At 55.4% G+C, this 21,011-nt stretch carries 18 protein-coding genes and 1 pseudogene; 10 read left to right on the top strand and 9 right to left on the bottom strand.

What is annotated here, in order from left to right; genetic code table 11:
* Positions 1-755 precede the first annotated feature (755 nt).
* From CKW38_RS30490 to CKW38_RS26935, 5 genes and pseudogenes are all read left to right on the top strand, one after another.
* A pseudogene (locus CKW38_RS30490) lies at positions 756-960 on the top strand (hypothetical protein).
* A 155-nt stretch (positions 961-1,115) separates the two neighbouring features.
* Positions 1,116-2,366 carry a hypothetical protein gene (locus CKW38_RS26950; RefSeq protein WP_095114328.1) on the top strand — a complete coding sequence of 417 codons (1,251 nt, stop codon included), beginning with the start codon at positions 1,116-1,118 and terminating at the stop codon, positions 2,364-2,366.
* 329 nt (positions 2,367-2,695) lie between these two features.
* On the top strand, positions 2,696-3,196 hold the full coding sequence (locus tag CKW38_RS26945) for a hypothetical protein (protein ID WP_095114327.1): 501 nt from the start codon (positions 2,696-2,698) through the stop codon (positions 3,194-3,196).
* 283 nt (positions 3,197-3,479) lie between these two features.
* Positions 3,480-4,466 (top strand): tRNA dihydrouridine(20/20a) synthase DusA, encoded by a 987-nt coding sequence (gene dusA / locus CKW38_RS26940; RefSeq protein ID WP_095114326.1) that lies wholly within the window; start codon positions 3,480-3,482, stop codon positions 4,464-4,466.
* A 27-nt stretch (positions 4,467-4,493) separates the two neighbouring features.
* Complete coding sequence (locus CKW38_RS26935; protein ID WP_256588456.1) at positions 4,494-4,913, top strand: DUF2388 domain-containing protein; 420 nt, start codon at positions 4,494-4,496, stop codon at positions 4,911-4,913.
* Here the strand turns inward: CKW38_RS26935 and CKW38_RS26930 are convergent, their stop codons facing one another.
* Positions 4,914-5,747 (bottom strand): undecaprenyl-diphosphate phosphatase, encoded by an 834-nt coding sequence (locus CKW38_RS26930; RefSeq protein WP_095114324.1) that lies wholly within the window; start codon positions 5,745-5,747, stop codon positions 4,914-4,916.
* A gap of 586 nt (positions 5,748-6,333) precedes the next feature.
* Here CKW38_RS26930 and CKW38_RS26925 point away from each other — a divergent pair.
* The 3 genes from CKW38_RS26925 (at position 6,334) to CKW38_RS26915 (ending at position 9,772) form a co-directional block, all read left to right on the top strand.
* Complete coding sequence (locus CKW38_RS26925; protein ID WP_007915508.1) at positions 6,334-7,074, top strand: winged helix-turn-helix domain-containing protein; 741 nt, start codon at positions 6,334-6,336, stop codon at positions 7,072-7,074.
* Positions 7,075-7,353: 279 nt separating this feature from the next.
* Positions 7,354-7,986, top strand: coding sequence for a winged helix-turn-helix domain-containing protein (locus CKW38_RS26920; RefSeq protein ID WP_095114323.1), 633 nt, complete (start codon positions 7,354-7,356; stop codon positions 7,984-7,986).
* Positions 7,987-8,377: 391 nt separating this feature from the next.
* Positions 8,378-9,772 carry an undecaprenyl-phosphate glucose phosphotransferase gene (locus CKW38_RS26915; RefSeq protein WP_007950006.1) on the top strand — a complete coding sequence of 465 codons (1,395 nt, stop codon included), beginning with the start codon at positions 8,378-8,380 and terminating at the stop codon, positions 9,770-9,772.
* Positions 9,773-10,536: 764 nt separating this feature from the next.
* Here CKW38_RS26915 and CKW38_RS26905 read toward each other — a convergent pair.
* The 6 genes from CKW38_RS26905 to galE form a co-directional block, all read right to left on the bottom strand.
* Positions 10,537-12,615, bottom strand: coding sequence for a YjbH domain-containing protein (locus CKW38_RS26905; protein WP_095114322.1), 2,079 nt, complete (start codon positions 12,613-12,615; stop codon positions 10,537-10,539).
* On the bottom strand, positions 12,612-13,370 hold the full coding sequence (locus CKW38_RS26900; RefSeq protein ID WP_095114321.1) for a capsule biosynthesis GfcC family protein: 759 nt from the start codon (positions 13,368-13,370) through the stop codon (positions 12,612-12,614). Before CKW38_RS26900 ends, CKW38_RS26905 begins: the two co-directional genes overlap by 4 nt.
* Positions 13,370-14,035, bottom strand: a complete 666-nt coding sequence (locus tag CKW38_RS26895) for a YjbF family lipoprotein (RefSeq protein WP_007910554.1) — start codon at positions 14,033-14,035, stop codon at positions 13,370-13,372. Before CKW38_RS26895 ends, CKW38_RS26900 begins: the two co-directional genes overlap by 1 nt.
* Before the next feature lie 11 nt (positions 14,036-14,046).
* Positions 14,047-15,108, bottom strand: coding sequence for a polysaccharide biosynthesis/export family protein (locus CKW38_RS26890; protein ID WP_042705001.1), 1,062 nt, complete (start codon positions 15,106-15,108; stop codon positions 14,047-14,049).
* 144 nt (positions 15,109-15,252) lie between these two features.
* Positions 15,253-15,489, bottom strand: coding sequence for a hypothetical protein (locus tag CKW38_RS26885; protein WP_007910552.1), 237 nt, complete (start codon positions 15,487-15,489; stop codon positions 15,253-15,255).
* A 230-nt stretch (positions 15,490-15,719) separates the two neighbouring features.
* Complete coding sequence (gene galE / locus CKW38_RS26880; protein ID WP_007910551.1) at positions 15,720-16,736, bottom strand: UDP-glucose 4-epimerase GalE; 1,017 nt, start codon at positions 16,734-16,736, stop codon at positions 15,720-15,722.
* Positions 16,737-17,128: 392 nt separating this feature from the next.
* Between galE and galU the strand changes: the two genes are divergently transcribed.
* Positions 17,129-17,962: a UTP--glucose-1-phosphate uridylyltransferase GalU gene (gene galU, locus CKW38_RS26875; protein ID WP_007910549.1), complete on the top strand. Its 834-nt coding sequence runs from the start codon at positions 17,129-17,131 to the stop codon at positions 17,960-17,962.
* Positions 17,963-17,991: 29 nt separating this feature from the next.
* Positions 17,992-18,396, top strand: a complete 405-nt coding sequence (locus CKW38_RS26870) for a mannose-1-phosphate guanylyltransferase (RefSeq protein ID WP_095114320.1) — start codon at positions 17,992-17,994, stop codon at positions 18,394-18,396.
* A gap of 142 nt (positions 18,397-18,538) precedes the next feature.
* Here CKW38_RS26870 and CKW38_RS26860 read toward each other — a convergent pair whose 3' ends face one another.
* Both CKW38_RS26860 and CKW38_RS26855 read right to left on the bottom strand, forming a co-directional pair.
* Positions 18,539-19,669, bottom strand: a complete 1,131-nt coding sequence (locus CKW38_RS26860) for a GDSL-type esterase/lipase family protein (protein ID WP_095114318.1) — start codon at positions 19,667-19,669, stop codon at positions 18,539-18,541.
* A gap of 292 nt (positions 19,670-19,961) precedes the next feature.
* On the bottom strand, positions 19,962-21,011 hold the full coding sequence (locus CKW38_RS26855; RefSeq protein ID WP_095114317.1) for an acyltransferase family protein: 1,050 nt from the start codon (positions 21,009-21,011) through the stop codon (positions 19,962-19,964).

Below are 21,011 nucleotides of genomic sequence, written 5' to 3'. Positions count from 1 at the left end.
CCATTATTACAATCGAATCAGGCTGCACAGTCACAATGGCTACCGAACTCCGGTGGACATGGAAGCCCTGGCGGCATGAAAAAGGGTAAAACCCTATAACCGTGTCCAGTATCGTTTGACCAGATCATTTGAACATAGATGGAACCTCTAGCGCGATTACTAAAAGAAGCCATCACCCACGCTACCAAACGATGGGTGGCGGCCATACGCGGGTTGGTAGACCGGTCGCACTAGAACCCGGCGCCCACGAATGGGCCCCACGCATGACCACCATGAAATCCGCGTCCTGGGAAAGCGACGGAATAAGGTGATGCAATGCATCTAGACACGAAGCGGGCTACCAAACCCGATCACTGGTTTTCAGTGATGTGGGGACGATAGAACCTGCGGGCTAGACGCACAAGCCGGGGGATTCTGTCTTAGGTGTAGGGGGGGGCGCAAGGGAGTGTAGGCTTAGGACTGCAGGAACAGGCCTCATTTAAACAGACACGTTTTTTCCGTTTGGAATGGCTCTACGAGCACGCTGATCGACTTAAATGTTGTCACCAGTGCATAGAGCACAGTGGTCTTTTCCCTGCGCTTTCCGTCGCTCCGATGATGGATTGGGCGTAGCCCCCCCCCCAACGCACTAGCCAGCTTGGCTAACCCGCCCCAGTCTCTTCGCTTTGTAGCAATTTCTAAGCAATCCGCGACTCCTGCCTGACAAGGGCACCACCGGTACTATGCTTGTACTTTTCTCGAAATGAGTCGACGTCATAACAGATGCATATTCGCTGTCAGATGTACTGGAGAGGATGCATACCAACCAAACGGCCCTTGAGGCGGCCTTGATGGAGCTGACACTGCATGTCGAATAGCAGGAGGCGTCAGAGGTGAGGGAGAATGTCCGTGGGGGCACTGCAAGCGAATGGTGAAAACGCCGGCCACATCAAACAGGGCCTAGCCAAGCTCAAGGGTTAGAGTGCCGGCTAAGACGTTTCTATGTCATTTCAGAATCGCGGCGGGCAATCCTAACGTTGGTCAATATAACTTTTTTAAAGAACCGCTGTAGGAAACAGCCACTCATAGGTATCTTTGAGACCGGGGCTATACAAAATCAACAAAAGGAGTCGATCTTGGGGCCAATCACTTTATTCGATAAGTCTTTCCTGCAGGCGTTGAGCACTGACGAGTCGGTCTGGTTCGACAATTTTTTTTATCCCGTTATTGCGCCCCTGTTTTTCATTGAGACCTTGGCAGATTTGTGGAAAACACCAAAGGCTGGAAAGTCTGCTGAGGATGAGGTTGGGATCATTGCCGCAAAAACGCCTCAAATGAGCGGCGGCCCCTGCTACTTTCATCACGATCTCTGCATTCAGGACTTACTTGGCAATCACGTCCCAATGAATGGACAAATACCTCTGGCCAACATGCGTCGAGTCGTACGCGATGACAAGGAGGGAGCCATTGCAGAGGTGACGCCTGAAGCCAAGGCATTTCAAAGATGGCAGGACGGCAGGTTCAACGACGTTGAACGTCTTTATGCCCGAGAGTGGCGTCGTCAGGTTGAAAATATAGACTTAACGGTAATTGAGCGCGCCATGAAACAGCTCGGTGTCAGCTCAAAAACATGCAAGACACTGGACTCAGCACTCGACCTCGCTGACCAATTCCTCAATGGGTTAACAAAAACCCCTTCCCGCTTCGACGCAGCATTAGAGGTTCTAGATGTCCCGTCTTCCATGCGACGTCATGCCAAAGAGCGCTGGAAACGCAAACACAGACCATCGTTGCGAACGTTTGCTCCATATGCGGCTCATGTGCTGCGGGTTGAGTTGTTTTTCAGCATCGCCTTGGGCGCTAACTTGGTAGCGAGCACTCGGGCAAGTCACAAGGTGGATATTGCCTATCTCTACTACCTTCCGTTCTGCTCTCTTTTTGTTTCTAGTGACAAGCTACATCGGCAGTGTGCCCCATTGTTTATGCGTACAAACCAAGAGTTCGTCTGGGGAATGGATTTGAAAGCTGATCTAAGCAATATAAACATCTACTTCAGTGGCTTGCCAGAAGAAGTGAAACAGCAAGGAATTTACAAATTTGCAAATCGCCTGCCAGCAGAATCCCAAGGGCTCATCCGTAAATTATTCGAAAGGCACACGCCGAATCTGCTGAAAACACCAGAAACTGTAGATCCGGAAAAGATCGACCAAAATGTCCATAAAAAGCTACTTGACGACATGAAACTATGGGAGTCAGCACCAACGATGGCTGCCGGTGACCAAGCATCTGCCGGTGAGCTAGAAACAATGATAATTAAAAGAGCGATCAGCCGGAGGCGAGGTTCATGGGTTCAAATAGGTCCTGAAATCGTTGGTGATGGCGCATAACGGCCACCCAAGCCAGGCAAATTCAAGCTATGTTCTAGCAACCCCAATATGTGAAATATAAACTCACTTTCTGATAAGTAAAAATATTATTAAGCATTAAGCCCAAACTTACGACTCCACGCGGAAGGCATCACGACTCGGCTGAACAACAAATTAAAAGCTCTCCTACCCCTGTGCGCCCTCTAGGCCTCCGCTGTTATTTACTTTTCATCATCTTGCTTCAAAGTTATCCATCTTGTTGCCACGGACTTGGCAAACTGATAAAGTTGCGCCCTCCAGCATCTACACAGCACCAAGATGCTGTTTAGAATTTACGGACAGAACTCACAATGAATGATATTATATATTTTCTTGCCAAACAATGGGTTGAAGTTTTTATTAAAAAGCCTTTATCAACCTCAATTTTATCAATACTGATAGCCGCAATAGGCACCGGCATTTCTATTTACGCAATCGAACTAGATCAAAAGAAACAAGAATCAAAGCGTCTGGAAAACAACAACTATCAGCTACAACTAACACAACTGAACGACACCGAGAAAAATATCAAACAACTCTTGGAGTTCGTTAAATCCCAGCAAGCCTCGCTACGCGAGACTGAAGATTCCATATCAAAATTAAGATCCGAAAGAGAAAAACTTCAGCCACTTGTCGAGCTTGACAAGAGCACCATCGAAGCAATATTTCGAGCTCAAGAAGAGCGGGTAAGCGCATCCGTCTGGAGGGAGAGAATAATAGGCTTTGTAATCGGTATAGTTGCATCGCTGATAGCCTCCTTCATTTGGTACATCGCAACCATATTCATCAACAAAAGTAAGATAAAAGACTAGCCTGACAACATACCCGCATGGTAGAGCGCCGAAATACAATTTCAATACAATGCATAGTTTCGGTGGACGATTTACCACTGCACTCCAAACTGAGCCCCATTTCCCTCCCACCTACCATCATGCGAGGCAATCCAGGAGAAATTAGGGGCCAGACCACAATATTCAGTCGATTTGTCTCGCCCCAGCTGCGAGCAAGAGCACGTAGTAACGATGCGTAAGCCTCCGTCCTATCCCAATCCTGATAAACTCCCTCACCTTCGCCCCTCTGATCCAGATTCTCCCAATGCCTCTACAACCCGCCCCACTCTCCCGCCGCTTCTCCGTCGCCCCGATGATGGATTGGACTGACCGCCATTGCCGTTTCTTCCTACGCCTCCTATCGAAGAACGCTCTGCTCTACACCGAAATGGTCACCACCGGCGCGCTGCTCAACGGCGATCACGAACGCTTCCTCCGTCACAACGAAGCCGAGCACCCTCTCGCTCTGCAGCTCGGCGGTAGCGTTCCGTTGGATCTGGCCGCCTGCGCCCGCATGGCTCAAGACCACGGTTACGACGAGGTGAACCTGAACGTCGGCTGCCCAAGCGATCGTGTGCAGAACAACATGATCGGCGCCTGCCTGATGGGTCACCCGCAACTGGTGGCGGATTGTGTGAAGGCAATGCAAGACGCGGTGTCGATTCCGGTGACGGTAAAGCACCGCATCGGCATCAACGGTCGGGACAGTTACGCAGAGCTATGCGATTTCGTCGGTACAGTGCGTGATGCCGGCTGCACCAGTTTTACTGTGCATGCGCGGATTGCGATTCTGGAGGGGTTGTCGCCGAAGGAGAATCGCGACATTCCGCCGTTGCGCTATGACGTGGCGGCGCAGCTGAAGGCGGATTTTCCGGCGTTGGAGATTGTGCTGAATGGCGGGATCAAGACGATGGAGGCTTGCCATGAGCATTTGCAGACGTTCGACGGTGTGATGTTGGGGCGTGAGGCTTATCACAATCCGTATTTGCTGGCGGAGGTGGATCAGCAGTTATTTGGCAGTTCGGCGCCGGTGATCAGTCGGGCTGAGGCGTTGGCGCAGTTGCGTCCTTATATAGCCGAGCATTTGCTGGCCGGTGGGGCGATGCATCACATCACGCGGCATGTGCTGGGCCTGGGCACGGGATTCCCGGGGGCGCGGAAATTCCGTCAGTTGTTGTCGGTGGATATTCACAAGGCCAAGGATCCGTTGGCGTTGCTGGATCAGGCGGCTGAGTTGCTTGAAGGTCGTTGATTGAAGTTTTGAGTGTGGGGGCGACGCATGAGCGTTGCCCGCTGTTTTGTTGTACTGACAGGATGTCTTTCGTTTATGCCCGCGTTTAGTTTTTCTGCTTTCAAGCGTTTCACCCTCCTCGCCTTGTTCAGCTTCACTTCCGACGTTTATGCGCACTGCGATGGCTTTTGCATGGGCCGTACCGATACGCCGTGGGAGGTGACGCAGTTTTCCGGCTTCACCTTGGTGTCTTTAATCCTCGCACCTATTTCGTCTAGCCAGGAAACGACTGACAGTCACAAGCGTGTTTACTCCGCCGAGGAGCAAGAAGACGCGCGACTCTATCTGGCAAGCGACGGCATGCTGCAGGCCGCGTATTTCACCTCGGCCTTGCAGCGCTATCGCCAGGAGTCGCCGGATTCGGCGTTAAACGATCTCGCCGTTGCGGCGTTGATCAGCGCTCAGTGATCAGGCGGCCGCTGCTGCGGTCCAGTTGACCCAGCCAAACAGCCACGTTGCCAGAATCAACAAACCAAACGCGATCCGGTACCAGGCGAACGCGGCATAACTGTGGTTGGCAATAAACTTGAGCAAGCCACGCACGGCGATCATCGCGAAGATGAATGCGGTGACGAAGCCTAGGGCGAAGACTGGCAGGTCGTTGGGCTGGAACAGGTCGCGGTATTTGTAGCCGGAGTAGACGGCGGCGCCGACCATTGTCGGCATGGCGAGGAAGAACGAGAACTCGGTGGCGGCTTTGCGCGACAGGCCGAAGAGCAGACCGCCGATGATGGTCGAGCCGGAGCGTGAGGTGCCGGGAATCATCGCCAGGCATTGTACGAATCCGACTTTCAGTGCGTGAGACCAGCGCATGTCGTCGACGTGCTCGACGCTGATCACATGGCTGCGCTGTTCGGCCCACAACATGATGATGCCGCCGACGACCAGCGCCACGGCGACGGTGATCGGGTTAAACAGGTATTCGTGGATGGCGTCGGCGAACAATACGCCCAAGACCACGGCGGGCAGAAAAGCGATGAGCAAGTTGAGGGTGAAGCGTTGTGCATTGCGTTCGGTGGGCAGGCCTTTGACGATTTCGAAGATCTTCGGTCGAAACTCCCAGACGACGGCAAGAATGGCACCCAGTTGAATAATGATGTTGAACGCCATGGCGCGTTCGCCGCCGAATTCCAGCAAGTCGGCGACGATGATCTGGTGGCCGGTACTCGAGATCGGCAAGAACTCGGTCAGGCCTTCTACCGCACCTAATATCAACACCTGGAAAAGGGTCCAGAAATCCATTAATCCTCCGTCAGAGCGCTCTTGATGAGCGACCGGGTAATAACACTCAGGGGTTGAGTATCTGAAGTTACACAATTGGCGTATATGAAGATCAAAAGATCGCAGCCTTCGGCAGCTCCTACAGGGGAATGCATTTCAAATGTAGGAGCTGCCGAAGGTTCGGGCCGCGATCGGACGATCTTTTGATCTTGAAGAATAGGTCTTATGAATTGCCACACTCAAGCCATGTTAGTAATCGTCGGCCGACGAACTACGCAGAAAATATTTAGGCCTTTTTGCAGAAAAAAGTTGCTCTGACAATAAAGTGTGATCAATATCACATTATCCAGAGATGGCCAGACAGTGGCAGATGGACATAGACAAAGCCATCGCAATAAGCTCAAAATAGTGGCACCATTGCATATCGCCACCATCTAAGCAGTAGTTCACCCTTTCGAGAAAATCAACTAAAAGCTTGAAAAGCTTAATTATTGTTAGAAAACTCGGGAGCCACGTCTAAAAATCGCGTGAATGTTACCAATTGTCAGTCACAGATGAGAACCGGTGCTTTAACATCCCGATGTCAGCACTTAATTCGAGTCAATGCATGATGCTCTCAGCGAACTTAGCGACTAGAAGCCCGCGCCCGACAAACGACGAACCTGGTGTTCTTACTCTGGGTCGTACCCGTGGCGTGGCTGAACATTTCAAAGCGCTAGTCGCCCAGCATATACGTACCGATATGGCGCTCGAAGCCAATGCGTACACTAGTGCATATCAGTTGAATGAACAGTCTGGTTCGTATCGAGCGATCTTCCTGATTATCGACAGCCCACAGGCCCTCGAAGACAATCTGGCGCTGGTCGAGAACCTGCGCAGCGACAACTTGAAACCGATCATTTGCGCGGTCATCACCGGTCGCGGCGCCTTCAACAAGATCAAATACTATCTGGCTGGCGCGGATGTTTGTATCAAGCTCAATACCCTTTCCGAGGATGGCGCCGAGTTGCTGGGCGAGTTCTTCAACAGTGAAGAATGGCAACGCGATATCGATCTGACGCTTGATCCGACCCGTATCTGCCTGATGGGCACCAGCAAGAAACTCGACATCTCGTTTGCCGAAATGAAGATCCTCGAAGCCTTCGCGCAAACCAGCAATCACATTCTGAGCCATGATGAAATCGCCAGCATCATGGGCCTCAACGCCAATTTCTACGACCCTCGAGCACTGGAAAAATCAATCAGTCGCTTGCGTGGAAAAATCAAGGACATGTATGGTACAAACGCGATTCAGAGCATTCGCGGCTATGGCTATCGCCTGCTGCGGGGTCTGATATCGACTGCCTGACTCTCGGGCAGCCATCCCATTTGCATACGTACGAAGGATCGTCTAATGCAACCATATAGCTCCCGTTCTGCTTCACGCCTGTTTGAAATCAAGCAATTGAATGAGCGCGACAACACGACCCATAACAATAAAACTCCATAACATAGCAGCAGATCGAGTGGAATTTATCGAGGGCCAATCTTGGGCCCAGACCCTGCCTATCGATTACTTCCGAGGAAGTCATTGCTCGCCTGCCGATTTATCTTTTAGCCAATTTTGGTATGTATTCAGGAGAGAGACATGGAAACTAGTACAACCCTCCCAAGGAAATATTTTGTTGTCGTGACTCACAGTACAACGTCGCAACGCGAACTGGAGAGCATGCTGTCCAGCGAACGTTTCAATTCGTTTGAAGGGGTGGATTCGCCCTCTTCCGCTCCAATGGTGATGGAGTTCACATATCCAGGCATCAGTCGAAAAAATGCCCCGCGCAGTATCGAACACGATACTCAGCGAATATTGGCCACGCTCGAGTCCGAATGGCGCGCAGCGCAATCGGCTAATCCTTTCCAGAATGTCCCGGCTATTACCGGGGAAACCCGCAACATGCCACCTGCCGTTGAAGGTGATATGCCCGGCAATGAAACCTGGCATCTCGACCCTGATCAGGGTGCACTGGTCAAAGAAGGTGTCGAAATCAGCCTGACTGGCCTGGAAACAGCACTGGTCAGGAAAATGCTCAGCCATGAAGAGCGTGTTGTCAGTCGTGACGAGCTGATTCTCAGCATTGGCCGAGAGCCGGAACAATATCGCGGCCTGGAGATGTGCCTGAGTCGCCTGCAAGACAAGTTCAAAAGCGCCAGTCATGGCGAACGACTGTTTCGTGCCGTCAGAAACCGCGGTTATTGCCTGATTCAGGAAATCGTCGCGTAACCTCGCAAGACCTCCACGAACAGAACAAACAGAAAAAAGTGCGATTACAAAAACAACAAGAGCACTCTGTTTGATTTCATCTTCCTCCTTGATTTGAACACTCCCTGCCTCCACCCTCCAACAGTAACAAATACAACATCATTTATTCACCCCTTCCTCTGCGACCTTTTCTAACACTCTTATATTTAATTATTAAAAAGTTGGCACTGTGCCATCTTGTTAGAACTCGTCAGACACCATTCCCGGCAATAACTTAGTCTATTGACTGACGACAGTTCGGCATATCGATGTTGTTACCTCAGGACACTCGTTAGAACAAAAACAATAAGTCTGCATAACAACTCGGTTTTCAACTGTTGAAACCTGAATGGACGTCTTTTGGGGATACCGTATGGATCTTTCTCTAAGTATCAATCGAAGCACAGGCCTCAAGGGACTGACCTTTTGGGGCCAATGGGCGCTGGCACAGGGCTTTGTGGTGACGCTGTTGTTCATACTCGCTGAGCAGCACACCGGGACGGTCGCGTTTTACTACCGGATGTGTGCAACGCTGGCGGTACTGGCGTCGGTGCCGGCTTATACGTTTAGCGGTGTGTATCGCAAGCGTGATAATTACCTCACCGGTCTCGGTCGACTGTTTATGGGTTGGTCGATGACCATGGCGGCGCTGGCGTGCATCGCCTTTGTCTGCCAGGCCGATGAGCTGTTTTCACGACAGGTGATTCTGAGCTGGGCGGTGTATGGCTTCCTTGGTCAGGCCTTTCTGTACGCTCCGCTGCATGCGTTTTCCAAGTACTACCAACGGTCGCGTAAAAGCGAGCACAAGACGCTGATCGTCGGCACCGGCGAACTGGCGTTGGGTCTGGCGAAGAAGCTCAGCCAACTGGAAAACCTGCCTTTGGTAGGTTTGGTCAGCAATGGTGATGTGTCTGCGCTGGGTTCGGATGCACCGCGCGTGGTTGGCGATCAGGAGCAACTGCTGGAGCTGATCGAGGCGCATGACATTCGCCGCTTGTATATCACCCTGCCGCTGTGTGAAGCCGCGAAAATCGAGGCGATTTATGGTGACTTGCTAGGAGCCAACGTTGATGTGGTGTGGGTGCCGGACTTGAACAGTCTGACCCTGCTGAATCACTCGGTGAAGGTCGTGGACGGTCTGCCGGCGATCTACTTGAACGAGAGCCCGTTGACCAGCCGCCCTACCGCTGCTTTGAGCAAGAGCCTGGTCGAGAAAACCGTGGCGTTTCTGGCGATCATCGCGCTGAGTCCGATCCTGCTGATCATTGCGTTGGCGGTGAAGATCAACTCGCCCGGCCCGGTGTTTTTCAAGCAGGATCGTCATGGCTGGAACGGCAAGGTGATCAAGGTCTGGAAGTTCCGCTCGATGCGTGTTCACGATGACCGTGATGTGAAGCAGGCCAGCCGCAATGACTCGCGCATTACCGCAGTCGGCCGCTTTATTCGCCGCACTTCGCTGGATGAGTTGCCGCAACTGTTCAACGTGTTGCAGGGGCATATGGCCCTGGTCGGCCCACGCCCGCACGCCGTCGCGCACAACAACTACTACTCGGGGAAAATCCTCGCGTACATGGCGCGTCACCGGATTAAACCGGGGATTACCGGGCTGGCCCAGATCAGCGGCTGCCGCGGTGAGACGGACACCATCGACAAGATGCAGAAGCGTGTCGAGATTGACCTGCAGTACATCAACAGCTGGTCGTTGTGGCTGGACCTGAAGATCCTGGTGAAGACACCGTTTACGTTGTTGTCGAAGGATATTTACTGAGGTTTGAAGCTGTATACCGCAAGGGGACGAAAGTCCCCTTTTTTGTGCCTGGGATTTGGGGATGGAATCGGATCTGAGATGGATGCAAAAACTGTGGGAGTGAGCCTGCTCGCGATGGCGGTGGGTCAGGCAATGATGATGCTGACTGTGCCGACGCCTTCGCGAGCAGGCTCACTCCCACAGGGATTTGTGTTTGGCTCAAGCCTTGTGGCTAGACACGTAACCTGTGGGAGCTGGCTTGCCAGCGATGGCGGTGGGTCAGCCAATAACAATATTGAATGTGCCGACCTCATCGCTGGCAAGCCAGCTCCCACAGAGATTCGGGATTGGCTCGGGATTTGTGGCGTGACAAATAGCCAATGTAGGAGTGAGCCTGCTCGCGATGGCGGTGGGTCAGGCATCAGGGATGTCGGCTGGTCGAACGCTATCGCGAGCAGGCTCACTCCTACAGGGGATTTTTGGCTGGTTCGGGATTTGTGGCGTGACAAATAACCAATGTGGGAGTGAGCCTGCTCGCGATGGCGGTGGGTCAGGCAACAGGGATGTCGACTGTACGGACGCGTTCGCGAGCAGGCGAAGGCCTACAGGGGATTTGTGGTTGGCTCAGGCCTTGTGGCTAGACACATAACCTGTGGGAGCTGCGGTGCGACGATTCGACTTGCCAGCGATGGCGGTGGGTCAGCCAATATCAATCTTGAATGTGCCGACCTCATCGCTGGCAAGCCAGCTCCCACAGGTTTCAGAGGTGTTTCGGAGATCCGCGTTTACTCGGTGATCTTCTCGAAATTCCGATAGAACATATCCCCTTCCCGGCTATCGGTCATCGAGTGCAGTTGGTAGCCGCGATTCAGTCGCGCACCACCGTCACGGGTCAGTGGGGCCCAGACCAGGTTGGCGCGGCGCATGGTCGACATGCTCATCATTTCGTCGAACGGGATCGACAGGTAGATGCCTTTGTCGAAACTACCTTCGCCATATTCCGCGCTGCCCGCCGTGGTGATCGTCGCCCACGCGCCAAAACGCACGCCATTGAAAAACTCGCGCGAGATGTCCAGCGTGCCGCCCCAGTCTCCGGCCAGATAACGCCCAACACTAACCGCCGCCAGCGTATCGAACGGCAAATCGGTATACGCCGTGACATGCCCGGTCACCACCGAGTAATCGCGCAGCGCAAAGCCTTGATCGAAATCACGCTGACGCACCCAGTTCAGATCCGCGCCCACCGACCAGCGCTCACCGGTCGGCCGGAACAACACCTCACCGCCGACACCGGCAAACATCGACTCCAGATAACCGCCATACACCATGCCATACCAGTCTTTATCCAACTGCTCGGCATGGCTGACCTGGAACAACGGCATGGTGGTGTTGGACGTGGTCAGGTACTGACGCAAATCCGTGCGCACACGCGGCAAGCCGCTCGGCGCGTCATAGGTGAATTTGTCGAAGTTGTTGGCCAGGTTGGCACTGAGCAAGCCGCTCCACCAGGTGTTGCGATTGAAGCGGTATTCGGCGTCGGCATCGGCGCTCAATTGATAGAGCAAGCCATCCGGACCGCCAACGTTCTGTTTGAAGCCCAATCCCACGCCATAACTGAAATGCTGCGGCGCTTCGGTGTAGAGGGTTTTCTCATTGTGCGGCATCGCCGGGTTGATCTCGGTGGTGCGGTGCAGCGATTGCAGCGGCTCTTCGTTGTTGATCACTTCGCGGAAGGTCTGGCGCGGCACGCTGGTTTCTTCCAGCGGCAAGTCGTAGCGCTTGTTGACCACGGTGAACCAGTCGATGTCGTCGTTGACGCTGTTGTCGAGAATCCGGCTCGCCCGCCCGACAGCCTTGGACGAATGGAAGTAACGCTGCTGCTCGCCATAGACGATCAGCTCGGAATCACGCTGGGTGATGCGCTCGACCTTGTAGCCGGCATTCTGCTGCAAACGCTGCGAGACGTTGGCCCAGTTGACCTGATCCATCGCCGTGGCCGGTGCCTTCGCCGGCAGCGGTTCCGGGGTTGGATCGTAAGTCTTCGCCGGTGCCTTGCGGCTGACGAAATTGGTGTGAAAGGTCACGCCGAACATCGCCGTATTACCGCGCTCCCACGCCGCGCTGACATCGACCGAATCGGTGACTTTGAACACCGCGCCAAGGTTGATCGGCGAGTCCTGTTTGATCTCGTTGTCCTTCGGCTCGTGCTTGTAGTCGTTACCTTCGAATTCGAGTTTCAGGCTGAGGCGATCCCACGGCGTCTGATAGCTCACACCACCGAAGAACGACGGCCGCCCACGAAAGTACGAACCCGAGTTGACGTCACCGGTGCCCTCCAGGGCCGGTCGGGTATCGAAGCGATCGCTGACGTAGCCCAACGGGTTGTCGATATCGCCGCGATTACCCAGGTAACCCCAGGCAATACCGGCGCTGAAATCGAAATTGTCGTAACGCTTGTTGGCGACGAAAAATTCACTGGAGAACAAACCGGTACCGCCGATATCTCGGAAGCCCAGCGCCACGTCGGGCAACCAGTGACTCTCCTGCCACAGCCGGACTTTGACGTCGACCGCCTTGTCCTTATAGCTTTGACTACCGCTGAGGGCCTCCGATCCGTACGGCCGGTTGGTGATCGCGGTGTAGCGAAACGAGCCTTCGAGCCAGTCCAGCGGCTGCAACGACACGCTGTAGCGACTGTACGGATCGGTGCGGTTGGCGTTGACGCTCAACTCGCCGGCCGGGGCCATGCGCGCGGTCGGCGTCTGCAACAGACCGGTGCCACCGAAGTCATTCTGGGTAATGCGCGGCTCTGCATGAGCCAAACCACACGGCAATAACAACACAGCTGCAAAACGTAACTTCAACGAACCACCTCGGCCAGCTGCGTGGCAATAAATTCAGCCAACTGCTGATTCAGCTCAGGGATAGGCGGATCAAGATCATCATTTTTCAACGGCACCAGAATCTTGCTGCCGGCCACCGGAAACTGCCCGGACTCGCGATTCCAGTGGGCAATGCCGACGCGCCGCGACACGCCGTTGGGCTGGATCAACCACAGGTAATCGGCTTCGGCATCGGCCAGAATCGAGCAGCCTTGCAGATACTCACGGGCCTCCTGCAACGGCTGATACGGCAAGTGACACGGCTCGGCGACTGCGCCCAACACTTGCACTTCGTCGACGCGTTGCGGATAAACCAGACGATCGCCGTCATCGAGGCGAATGTTGCGCGCGAAGCCGACTTCCAGCGCCACCGGATCGAGATCGGCAATCTGCCGTCCGGTCACCGGCATCCGCCGCACTTCTTCGGCAATACGCTGCGCCAGCGCCGCCCGACTCGGCAGATCGAACAGCATCGACATGCGTTGCAGCACATCCAGGTCAAACAACACGCCGACCTTGAGCCGCGTTTGCTCCTCGATCAGCGACTGACGCAGCAACCCGCCCGCCAGCCAATAACCTTCGGCATTCGGCACGGCTTCGCTGATCACATCGAGCAAGCGCCCGCCGGCTGGTAACGCGATCGGCCCGGGATTGGCGACATCGCCGGAGACCGTGACGGCCGCCTGACTCACACTCGCGACCAGCAACAAGCTCGCCGATAACATTTTCAGGCGCATCACGGCAGGTGCCTGCGATCAGGGGTCAGTTGCACAACCTTGACGCGTAACTGCGAGGTCAGTTGCTGCTCGCTCTGCAAAATGAAACCGTCACGCGGATCGACCCAGTAACGATTGGTCGCGCTCAGGCCGATGGCCGGGGCGTCAATCTGCTCATCGACACGCAGCACGGTGTATTCCTTGTCGAGAATCTGCAGGGTCTGTTCCGAGCGACGGGAGAAGCGGCTGTTGACGATCACCCCGACTTCCTGGCCCTTGTAGAGATCGATCCAGCGCCGCGTGGTGAAACCGTCGGCGACGTGATGCAGACCTTGTTTGAACGGCGAGTCATCGGCCAGCCGCGTGCCATCGAGATCGCCTTCCAGCCCCAGGCCGATGCTGCGCACGGCGAGGCCATTGCGCAGCAGCAGAACCTGTTTGCCCGAGGCGACCCAGAACTGCAGGTCTTCGCGCTCGCGCACCAGCGCCAGCACCCCGGAACCGGACGGCGTGGTCAGTTTCATTTGCGGATAATTGACCCCGGCCACTTCAGCCGCCGACACGTCGACCTCATCCGGGCCGACGACTGCCGCCTTAAGGTTGTTCAACGAAGCGCTCATCAGCGGGTTACAGCCGCACAGCAACGAGGCCGCCATCAGGCACAGGCCAACTTTCAAAATATTCAAAGTCGGCGACCTTATTTGCTGTTGTTACTGTATTCGCTCCAGTTCTTCGCAGCGGAAGCGCCAGTGCCGACAATCGATGCCGACGGCACCAGTTGGCTGATCAGACGGTTCCAGCGAGTCACGTTGGCAGGCCCGACATACACCACGTCCTGCGGGCGGACTTCGAAGTGCGAAGCGAGCGCCATGGCAGTCGGCGATTCAGCTTCCAACTGGTAGATCTTCGCCGGCTCGACATCGAGGTTTTCCACGCCACGAATGACGTACACCGCGTTGCCGTTGGAGGTGGTCTGGCTCAAGCCGCCGACCGAACCGAGCACATCGGTGAGGTTCATCGTCGCGGTCTTGAAACTCAACGCGCGCGGCTGGTTGACCTCGCCCATCACGTAGATGCGCTTGTTGTCGTTGTACGGCAGATACAGCTGATCGCCGCCCTTGAGAAAGACGTTCTGCAACTCGGAATCCTGCTGATTGAGCGAGTCGAGGTTGAGCGGATACGTGCGGCCGTTGCGGGTCAGCAACAGCCCGGACAAATCGGCATTGTTGGTATCGATGCCGGCGGAACCGAGGGCTTCGACCACGCTCAGCGGATTGGTCGAAATCGCTTGCGGGCCGGCCTTGGCCACCGCGCCAGTGACCACGACTTTCTGGCTGGCAAAACGCAACACCGCGACATCCACCTGCGGCTCGGCAATGAATGCCGACAGCCGCTGTTCAATGTCCGAGCGCAGTTGCTGGATGGTCCGGCCGGTGGCCTGGACTTCCTTGATGAACGGGTAATAGAGCGTGCCATCGGAGCGCACCAGACGGCCGTTGGCATCGATCTGTTGTTGCGCGCCGGACGGGGCCGTCAGCTCGGGGTGATCCCACACGGTGATGTACAGGACATCGTTGTTGCCGATGCGGTATTCGGCCGGGGTCGCCAACAACTCCGGCGGCAGCGACTCACGCTTTTGCGTGGCGCGGTTCATGGCAATCAGCTTGGGTGTGATCGGAATCAGCTCGACCCGGCTGCTTTCGCTGGCGCCCTGGCGGGTGATGCTGCCGGTGCTGAGGTATTGACCGGGGGAAAACATGCAACCTTGCAAAGCGAGACTTGCCAACATTAAAAGATAAACACTACGAGTCATAATGGCACTACGCTATTCAAGGGCGAATCCAAAAACAAAGTCACCCGACTTGCGTCGGGCGACCTTGTACTGCACTAACAGAACTTCCTGTTAGTTATGCGTGCCGGTGGTACCGGTGGTACCCGTCGTACCGGTGGTACCGCCGTTGGCACTGCCACCGCTGTTAGACGCCGCTACAGCACTGGCAACCATTGCAGTACTGGCTGCGGGCGCTTGAGAAGCCGCCACGTTGCCACCTACATTGGTTACCGCTGTCAGCGGTGCTTCAGCGGCGGCAGCCCAGTTGCTCAACATCGTCAACAGGGCAACTGCCATCACTTTTTTCATATCAACTCCTTTCTAACATTCGACCTGTTAAAAAACCGGCCTGAGTTAGCGGTGGTGAGTTCAAGTCCGCAAAAAGCGCGAACATGATCCGTCGTTCTTTCACAGTCTTACCCAACTGATAAAAGTCGAACGGCAGGTTTATATCTACGGACTTGCAAAAGGCATTGCCAGTGTAATTTCCCGACGTTATCTAACAACCTGACTGAAAATAACATTGAGTTAAATGGCCATCATCCCAAGTAGCCTTTGGGATGGTTCGATTGCCAGCGCCAAGTGTCAGTGACCATATCCTGCAAGTTCCGCGTGGCTTTCCAGCCAAGTTCCTTCGCAGCCTTGGAGGCGTCGGCCCAACTCTCGGCGATATCCCCGGAACGGCGCGGCATCATCCGGTAAGGCACCGGTTGCCCGCAGGCCTGTTCAAACGCTTGGAGCACTTGCAGCACGCTGTAGCCATCGCCGGTGCCAAGGTTCCAGGTATGAATGCCGGTGCGTCCGGAGATCGACTGCAACGCCTTCAAGTGGCCGTCCGCCAGATCGACGACGTGGATGTAATCGCGCACGCCAGTACCGTCGACAGTCGGGTAATCGTTGCCGAAGATCGACAACTCTTGCAGGCTGCCGACCGCCACCTGACTGATGTACGGCACCAGATTATTCGGGATGCCGTTGGGGTCTTCGCCCATATGGCCGCTGGCGTGGGCGCCGATCGGGTTGAAGTAGCGCAGCAAAGCGATGCTCCAGCGCGGCTCGGCCAGGCTCAGGTCACGCAGCACGTTCTCGACGATCAGCTTGGACTGGCCGTAAGGATTGGTCGGATTACCAGTGGGGAAATCCTCGCGGATCGGCATCTGCTCAGGCTCGCCATACACCGTGGCCGACGAGCTGAACACCAGCCGAAACACCCCCGCTGCCGCCATCGCCTGGCACAGATTAATGCTGCCGCTGACGTTGGTCTCGTAGTACTCAAGCGGTTTGCGCACGCTTTCGCCGACCGCTTTCAGGCCGGCAAAATGCAGCACCGCGTCGATGTTGTGCTCACGGAAAATCCGGTCGAGCAGTGCCCGGTCACAGACATCGCCGCGGATCATCCAGGCACTCTTGCCGCAAATGCCCTCAACCGCGTGCAACGATGCTTCGCTGCTGTTACAAAGGTTATCCAGTACGACAACTTCATAACCTGCTTCAAGTAGAGCAAGTGTGGTGTGCGAGCCGATATAGCCGGCGCCACCCGTTACCAGAATCTTCATAGCGCGATCCGTCTTTGAATGAGTGACAAGTAGCGTGTCAAGCCTGATTCATTGAAGATGTGTCACAATCCACACAAACAAGGCGACAACAACCGAAAACAAAACTAGTTCAATGACTGGCAATAAATATTTTTGCAGGTCACACTGTATTGCCCGCTACTTATTAGCACTCCCTGTGCACTCATCACTATCAACAGATACCGACTAAAAATAACTAACAACGCACTTACCGACATCTCATAACATTGTCGTGTTTTACCGTCACGAGCATTTGCCATTAATAACCTGACTCAGGTATTAAAGTAAGCCTTCAATCCAACATTGAAACTTGTACGCCCTTTATTAGTGCGCGCATCTGTCGCCTGTGTTCCATGACTGTCCAGGATACTTTTATGATTCGTAAATGTTTGTTCCCCGCTGCCGGCTACGGCACGCGTTTCTTGCCGGCCACCAAAGCCATGCCTAAAGAGATGCTGCCAATCGTCAACAAGCCGTTGATCGAATACGCCGTTGAAGAAGCACGGGACGCTGGCCTGCAACACATGGCCATCGTCACCGGTCGCGGCAAGCGTGCGCTGGAAGACCATTTCGACATCAGCTACGAACTCGAACACCAGATCCGCGGCACCGAGAAAGAGAAATTCCTCGCCGGCACCCGTGAGCTGATCGACACCTGCACCTTCTCCTACACCCGTCAGGTGGAAATGAAGGGCCTCGGTCACGCGATTCTCAGCGGTCGTCCGCTGATCGGCGACGAACCCTTTGCCGTGGTGTTGGCCGATGACCTGTGCCTGAACCTCGAAGGTGACGGCGTACTCACGCAGATGATTGAGCTGTACAAGAAGTTCCGCTGCTCGATCGTCGCCATCCAGGAAGTCCCGGCCGACCAGACCCACAAGTACGGGGTGATCGCCGGCGAGCTGATGTCCGACGGCATCTACCGGGTCAACAACATGGTAGAAAAACCGGCCCCGCAAGACGCGCCGTCGAACCTGGCGATCATTGGCCGCTACATCCTCACCCCGGACATCTTCGACCTGATCGCCGACACCCAACCGGGCAAGGGTGGCGAAATCCAGATCACCGACGCGCTGATGAAACAGGCGCAGAACGGCTGCGTGCTGGCCTACAAATTCAAAGGCCTGCGCTTTGACTGCGGTGACGCCGAGGGTTACTTGCAGGCGACCAATTTCTGCTACGAAAACGTCTATCTAAAGGGCCGCTGAGACGGCTCCCTTCACTCAACGAGGCCACCATGAACATTGCACAACATTCCGTAGAGATTGAACGCGAGGTGGGTAACCTCGGGGTGATGAGCTGGCTGTCACGCCATCAGCCGTTGCCCAGCGCCAACGAGTCCTGGCTGGGCACGATTCTGCTGGTGGAGCGGATTGGCGTGTTTCCCGCGTCCGGGGATATCCGCCGGCCGCTGCGCGATCCCTATCCGCTGCTCGCGCATTTGAAAAAGCTGTATGGCGAGCAGGCATTGGAGATGGATGACCAGGATGGCCTGAAGGTGATCTTTGGTGACTGGCGCTTTCGCGTGCGGATTTGCTGCAACGACCCGGCGATCATCATCAACGTGGAAACCCGTTGTGATACGCGGTTGATGCCGCAGAAGATTGCGGAGTTGCTCGAGCAGGTCGACGCCTTCGAATAACTCCTCTCACCTGATCGTTCCCACGCTCTGCGTGGGAATGCATCCAGTGACGCTTTGCGTCACCCAGCGAAGGGACGCGGAGCGTCCCGAGCGGCATTCCCACGCGGAGCGTGGGAACGATCACCGCTCTGAGGTTTGCGTGTCATTTAGGGGCGGCGTCGCAACGATCCTTGGCGCCCATGATCCAGCCATAAAAGTAATCGGCAATCACTTTCCCGCCTGTGGCCGGCAGTGGATGAATCTTGTCCGGGCCAATCATCGCCGCCGCGTAGCGTTTGACGTCCGGCCCGAACGCGCATTGCAGGTTGGCATAACCCAGATGCTGCTCACGTGCCCACGGTTCAAGCACCTGCGCGTACGCCGACATCGGGTAAGCACTGGAGCGCGTGGTGTCCTGACGCATGATCAGGTTGATGCTCGCCTGCGGTTGAATCTCACGCAGCATGCCCACCAGCCCCTGAACATTCTGCAAGTACTGCGCGGGTTTAACGCCGAAGCCCTGATCGTTGCCACCGAGCATGATCAGGTAAACATCAGCGGGGATCTTCGACACGGCAGCTTTCCACTGCACCTGCCATTGCGGATCCTTGTGATAGAAGTCTGCAGACGCTGCGCCCGATGCCGCCAGCTTCGAGACACGAACGCCGTTCTGATCGTTGCTCATCCACAGGCCGAACAACGTCGGCGCGCCCTTCACCACTTCCAGTTTGAAGGACCAGTCTTTCGCCGCCGAGAGTCCTGTGAGCGGGACTTCCTGAACACCAGAACCTTCGAGTTTCAAGGGTTGCCAGTCTTGCGTGGGCGTCCACCGGTAGCGGATCTCGCTGGATTCGCCGTTACCCAGATAAAGCAGTTTCGCCTGAGTGACCGCCGTATCGATGCGCGGCGAAGGATTGGCATCCACCTGCAACCACGCACCGGGCCGGCCCGTCACTGTGCGGCTGTCCGGGCTTGCTTGCCCCAACTCTGAAACCTTCCAGTCGCCGCCAAAGTACTTGTCACTGCTGCGGGTGTATTTGAAATGCGTGCCGCCCAGCGCGGCACCGTGGTTGAAACCGACGTAACCGGGCCCGGCAAAACCGACCTCCCCGGCCACGCGTTGCACCAGTTTGTTCAGGTAGAAATCCTGCCCGGCAGTGTAGCTGTCACCGATTACCGAGACTGACAACACCTTGCCGGCCTTGCCTTCACGCCACTGCGCGAATCGCTCGCGGGCATCGCCCACCTGAACCACCGACGCTGCGACGGGTTGCGCATCATCTACTGCCACCATGCAAAATTTCCTTCAGTCTGGAATGGCCCACTGGATGCTTGGGTGTACAGAGATCAACTGTAGGAGTGAGCCTGCTCGCGATTGCGGTCCATCCAATACAAATGCATTGACTGACACAACGCTATCGCGAGCAGGCGAAGGCCTACATTTATCGCGGTCACCCGCTAAATCTGTGTACACCGAGAAAACCTGTGGGAGCTGGCTTGCCAGCGATGGCGGTGGGTCAGGCAACAAATCTGTATCTGACCCGACCCTATCGCTGGCAAGCCAGCTCCCACAGGGATGGTGTGACTTACAGGGATGATTGGGGCTGCACCACCGGGGTGGCAGGCACCAAGGGTTTCTTCTTCGCCGCGCGCTCGCCAAGAAACAACACGGAAGTGAAATTGAACCGACTGAAAACCATCGACAACACCACCGGCCCCAGCAAGCCGCAACTCAAGCCACCGAGCACCAGCAAGCTCTCATCCTTCACCCCCAACCGCCCCAGCACAAACCGCGACGTCGCCGCGAACAGCACATGAAACAGGAAGATCGCGTAGGAATAACCACCGAGCCAGGTCAGCGCCTTCGAGCGCATATCACTCGACAGCAAGGCGATGCACGACACGCAACCCACGGTCAAACCGATCAAACTGCGACGATCAACAATCAACTCGCGATCAATCGCCGCCACATACAACAGCGTCAACGAGATCAGTACAAACACCAGCGGCCCGATCACCTTGAAGCGCTGCTTCAACGCGTCGACATTCTCCTGGCCAATCATCCCCGCGACAAAAAACGGCAGCAGATAAATCGCGCCGTTAATTCCGAACGCATCGAACTTGAACGGTGGCAGCAGAAACAACAGCGCCGCAAACGCAAACAGCCCATACAAGCGCGTCGCCGAACGCAACATCCCGCGCCACTCCAGCAGCCCGACGAACATGAAAATGATGAACACCGCCTGCAGGAACCAGAAGTGGTTGATCGGCACCCAGAACGACAACAACGCGTCGATCACCCCGACATCCTTGTTCACCCCCGGCCCCACCGCTTGCAACACCGAGAACGGTACACCGACGCAAAATAGCGGCACGATCAAGCGGCGCACCTTGCCGCTGAAGAACGCGGAAAAGTCATTGCCGCGAATTTTGTAGATCGAATAGATGTACCCGGAAATAAACGTGAACAGCGGCATACGCACGTACACCATCGAATCGGCGAGCACCCGGAACGGCGAGCCGATATCGATCTTCAGCCCGCCGCCCAGCGGTCCGATGACGTGATAGAGCACCAGCAACAGGCACGCCAGCCCGCGCAGGGTTTCAATCTCCAGGGACTTTTTCTTGCTCGACAT

The organism is Pseudomonas sp. Irchel 3H7 (genome assembly GCF_900187605.1).
Lineage (GTDB): Bacteria > Pseudomonadota > Gammaproteobacteria > Pseudomonadales > Pseudomonadaceae > Aquipseudomonas.
This window is presented reverse-complemented; position numbering and strand designations above follow the sequence as displayed.

Excerpts from the sequence above, each read along its gene's own strand:
- CKW38_RS26945 (WP_095114327.1), top strand. The coding sequence starts at position 2,696 with ATGAATGATATTATATATTTTCTTGCCAAACAATGGGTTGAAGTTTTT.
- dusA (WP_095114326.1), top strand. The coding sequence starts at position 3,480 with ATGCCTCTACAACCCGCCCCACTCTCCCGCCGCTTCTCCGTCGCCCCG.
- CKW38_RS26935 (WP_256588456.1), top strand. The coding sequence starts at position 4,494 with ATGAGCGTTGCCCGCTGTTTTGTTGTACTGACAGGATGTCTTTCGTTT.
- CKW38_RS26930 (WP_095114324.1), bottom strand. The coding sequence starts at position 5,747 with ATGGATTTCTGGACCCTTTTCCAGGTGTTGATATTAGGTGCGGTAGAA.
- CKW38_RS26925 (WP_007915508.1), top strand. The coding sequence starts at position 6,334 with ATGATGCTCTCAGCGAACTTAGCGACTAGAAGCCCGCGCCCGACAAAC.
- CKW38_RS26920 (WP_095114323.1), top strand. The coding sequence starts at position 7,354 with ATGGAAACTAGTACAACCCTCCCAAGGAAATATTTTGTTGTCGTGACT.
- CKW38_RS26915 (WP_007950006.1), top strand. The coding sequence starts at position 8,378 with ATGGATCTTTCTCTAAGTATCAATCGAAGCACAGGCCTCAAGGGACTG.
- CKW38_RS26900 (WP_095114321.1), bottom strand. The coding sequence starts at position 13,370 with ATGCGCCTGAAAATGTTATCGGCGAGCTTGTTGCTGGTCGCGAGTGTG.
- CKW38_RS26890 (WP_042705001.1), bottom strand. The coding sequence starts at position 15,108 with ATGTTTTCCCCCGGTCAATACCTCAGCACCGGCAGCATCACCCGCCAG.
- CKW38_RS26885 (WP_007910552.1), bottom strand. The coding sequence starts at position 15,489 with ATGAAAAAAGTGATGGCAGTTGCCCTGTTGACGATGTTGAGCAACTGG.
- galE (WP_007910551.1), bottom strand. The coding sequence starts at position 16,736 with ATGAAGATTCTGGTAACGGGTGGCGCCGGCTATATCGGCTCGCACACC.
- galU (WP_007910549.1), top strand. The coding sequence starts at position 17,129 with ATGATTCGTAAATGTTTGTTCCCCGCTGCCGGCTACGGCACGCGTTTC.
- CKW38_RS26870 (WP_095114320.1), top strand. The coding sequence starts at position 17,992 with ATGAACATTGCACAACATTCCGTAGAGATTGAACGCGAGGTGGGTAAC.
- CKW38_RS26860 (WP_095114318.1), bottom strand. The coding sequence starts at position 19,669 with ATGGTGGCAGTAGATGATGCGCAACCCGTCGCAGCGTCGGTGGTTCAG.
- CKW38_RS26855 (WP_095114317.1), bottom strand. The coding sequence starts at position 21,011 with ATGTCGAGCAAGAAAAAGTCCCTGGAGATTGAAACCCTGCGCGGGCTG.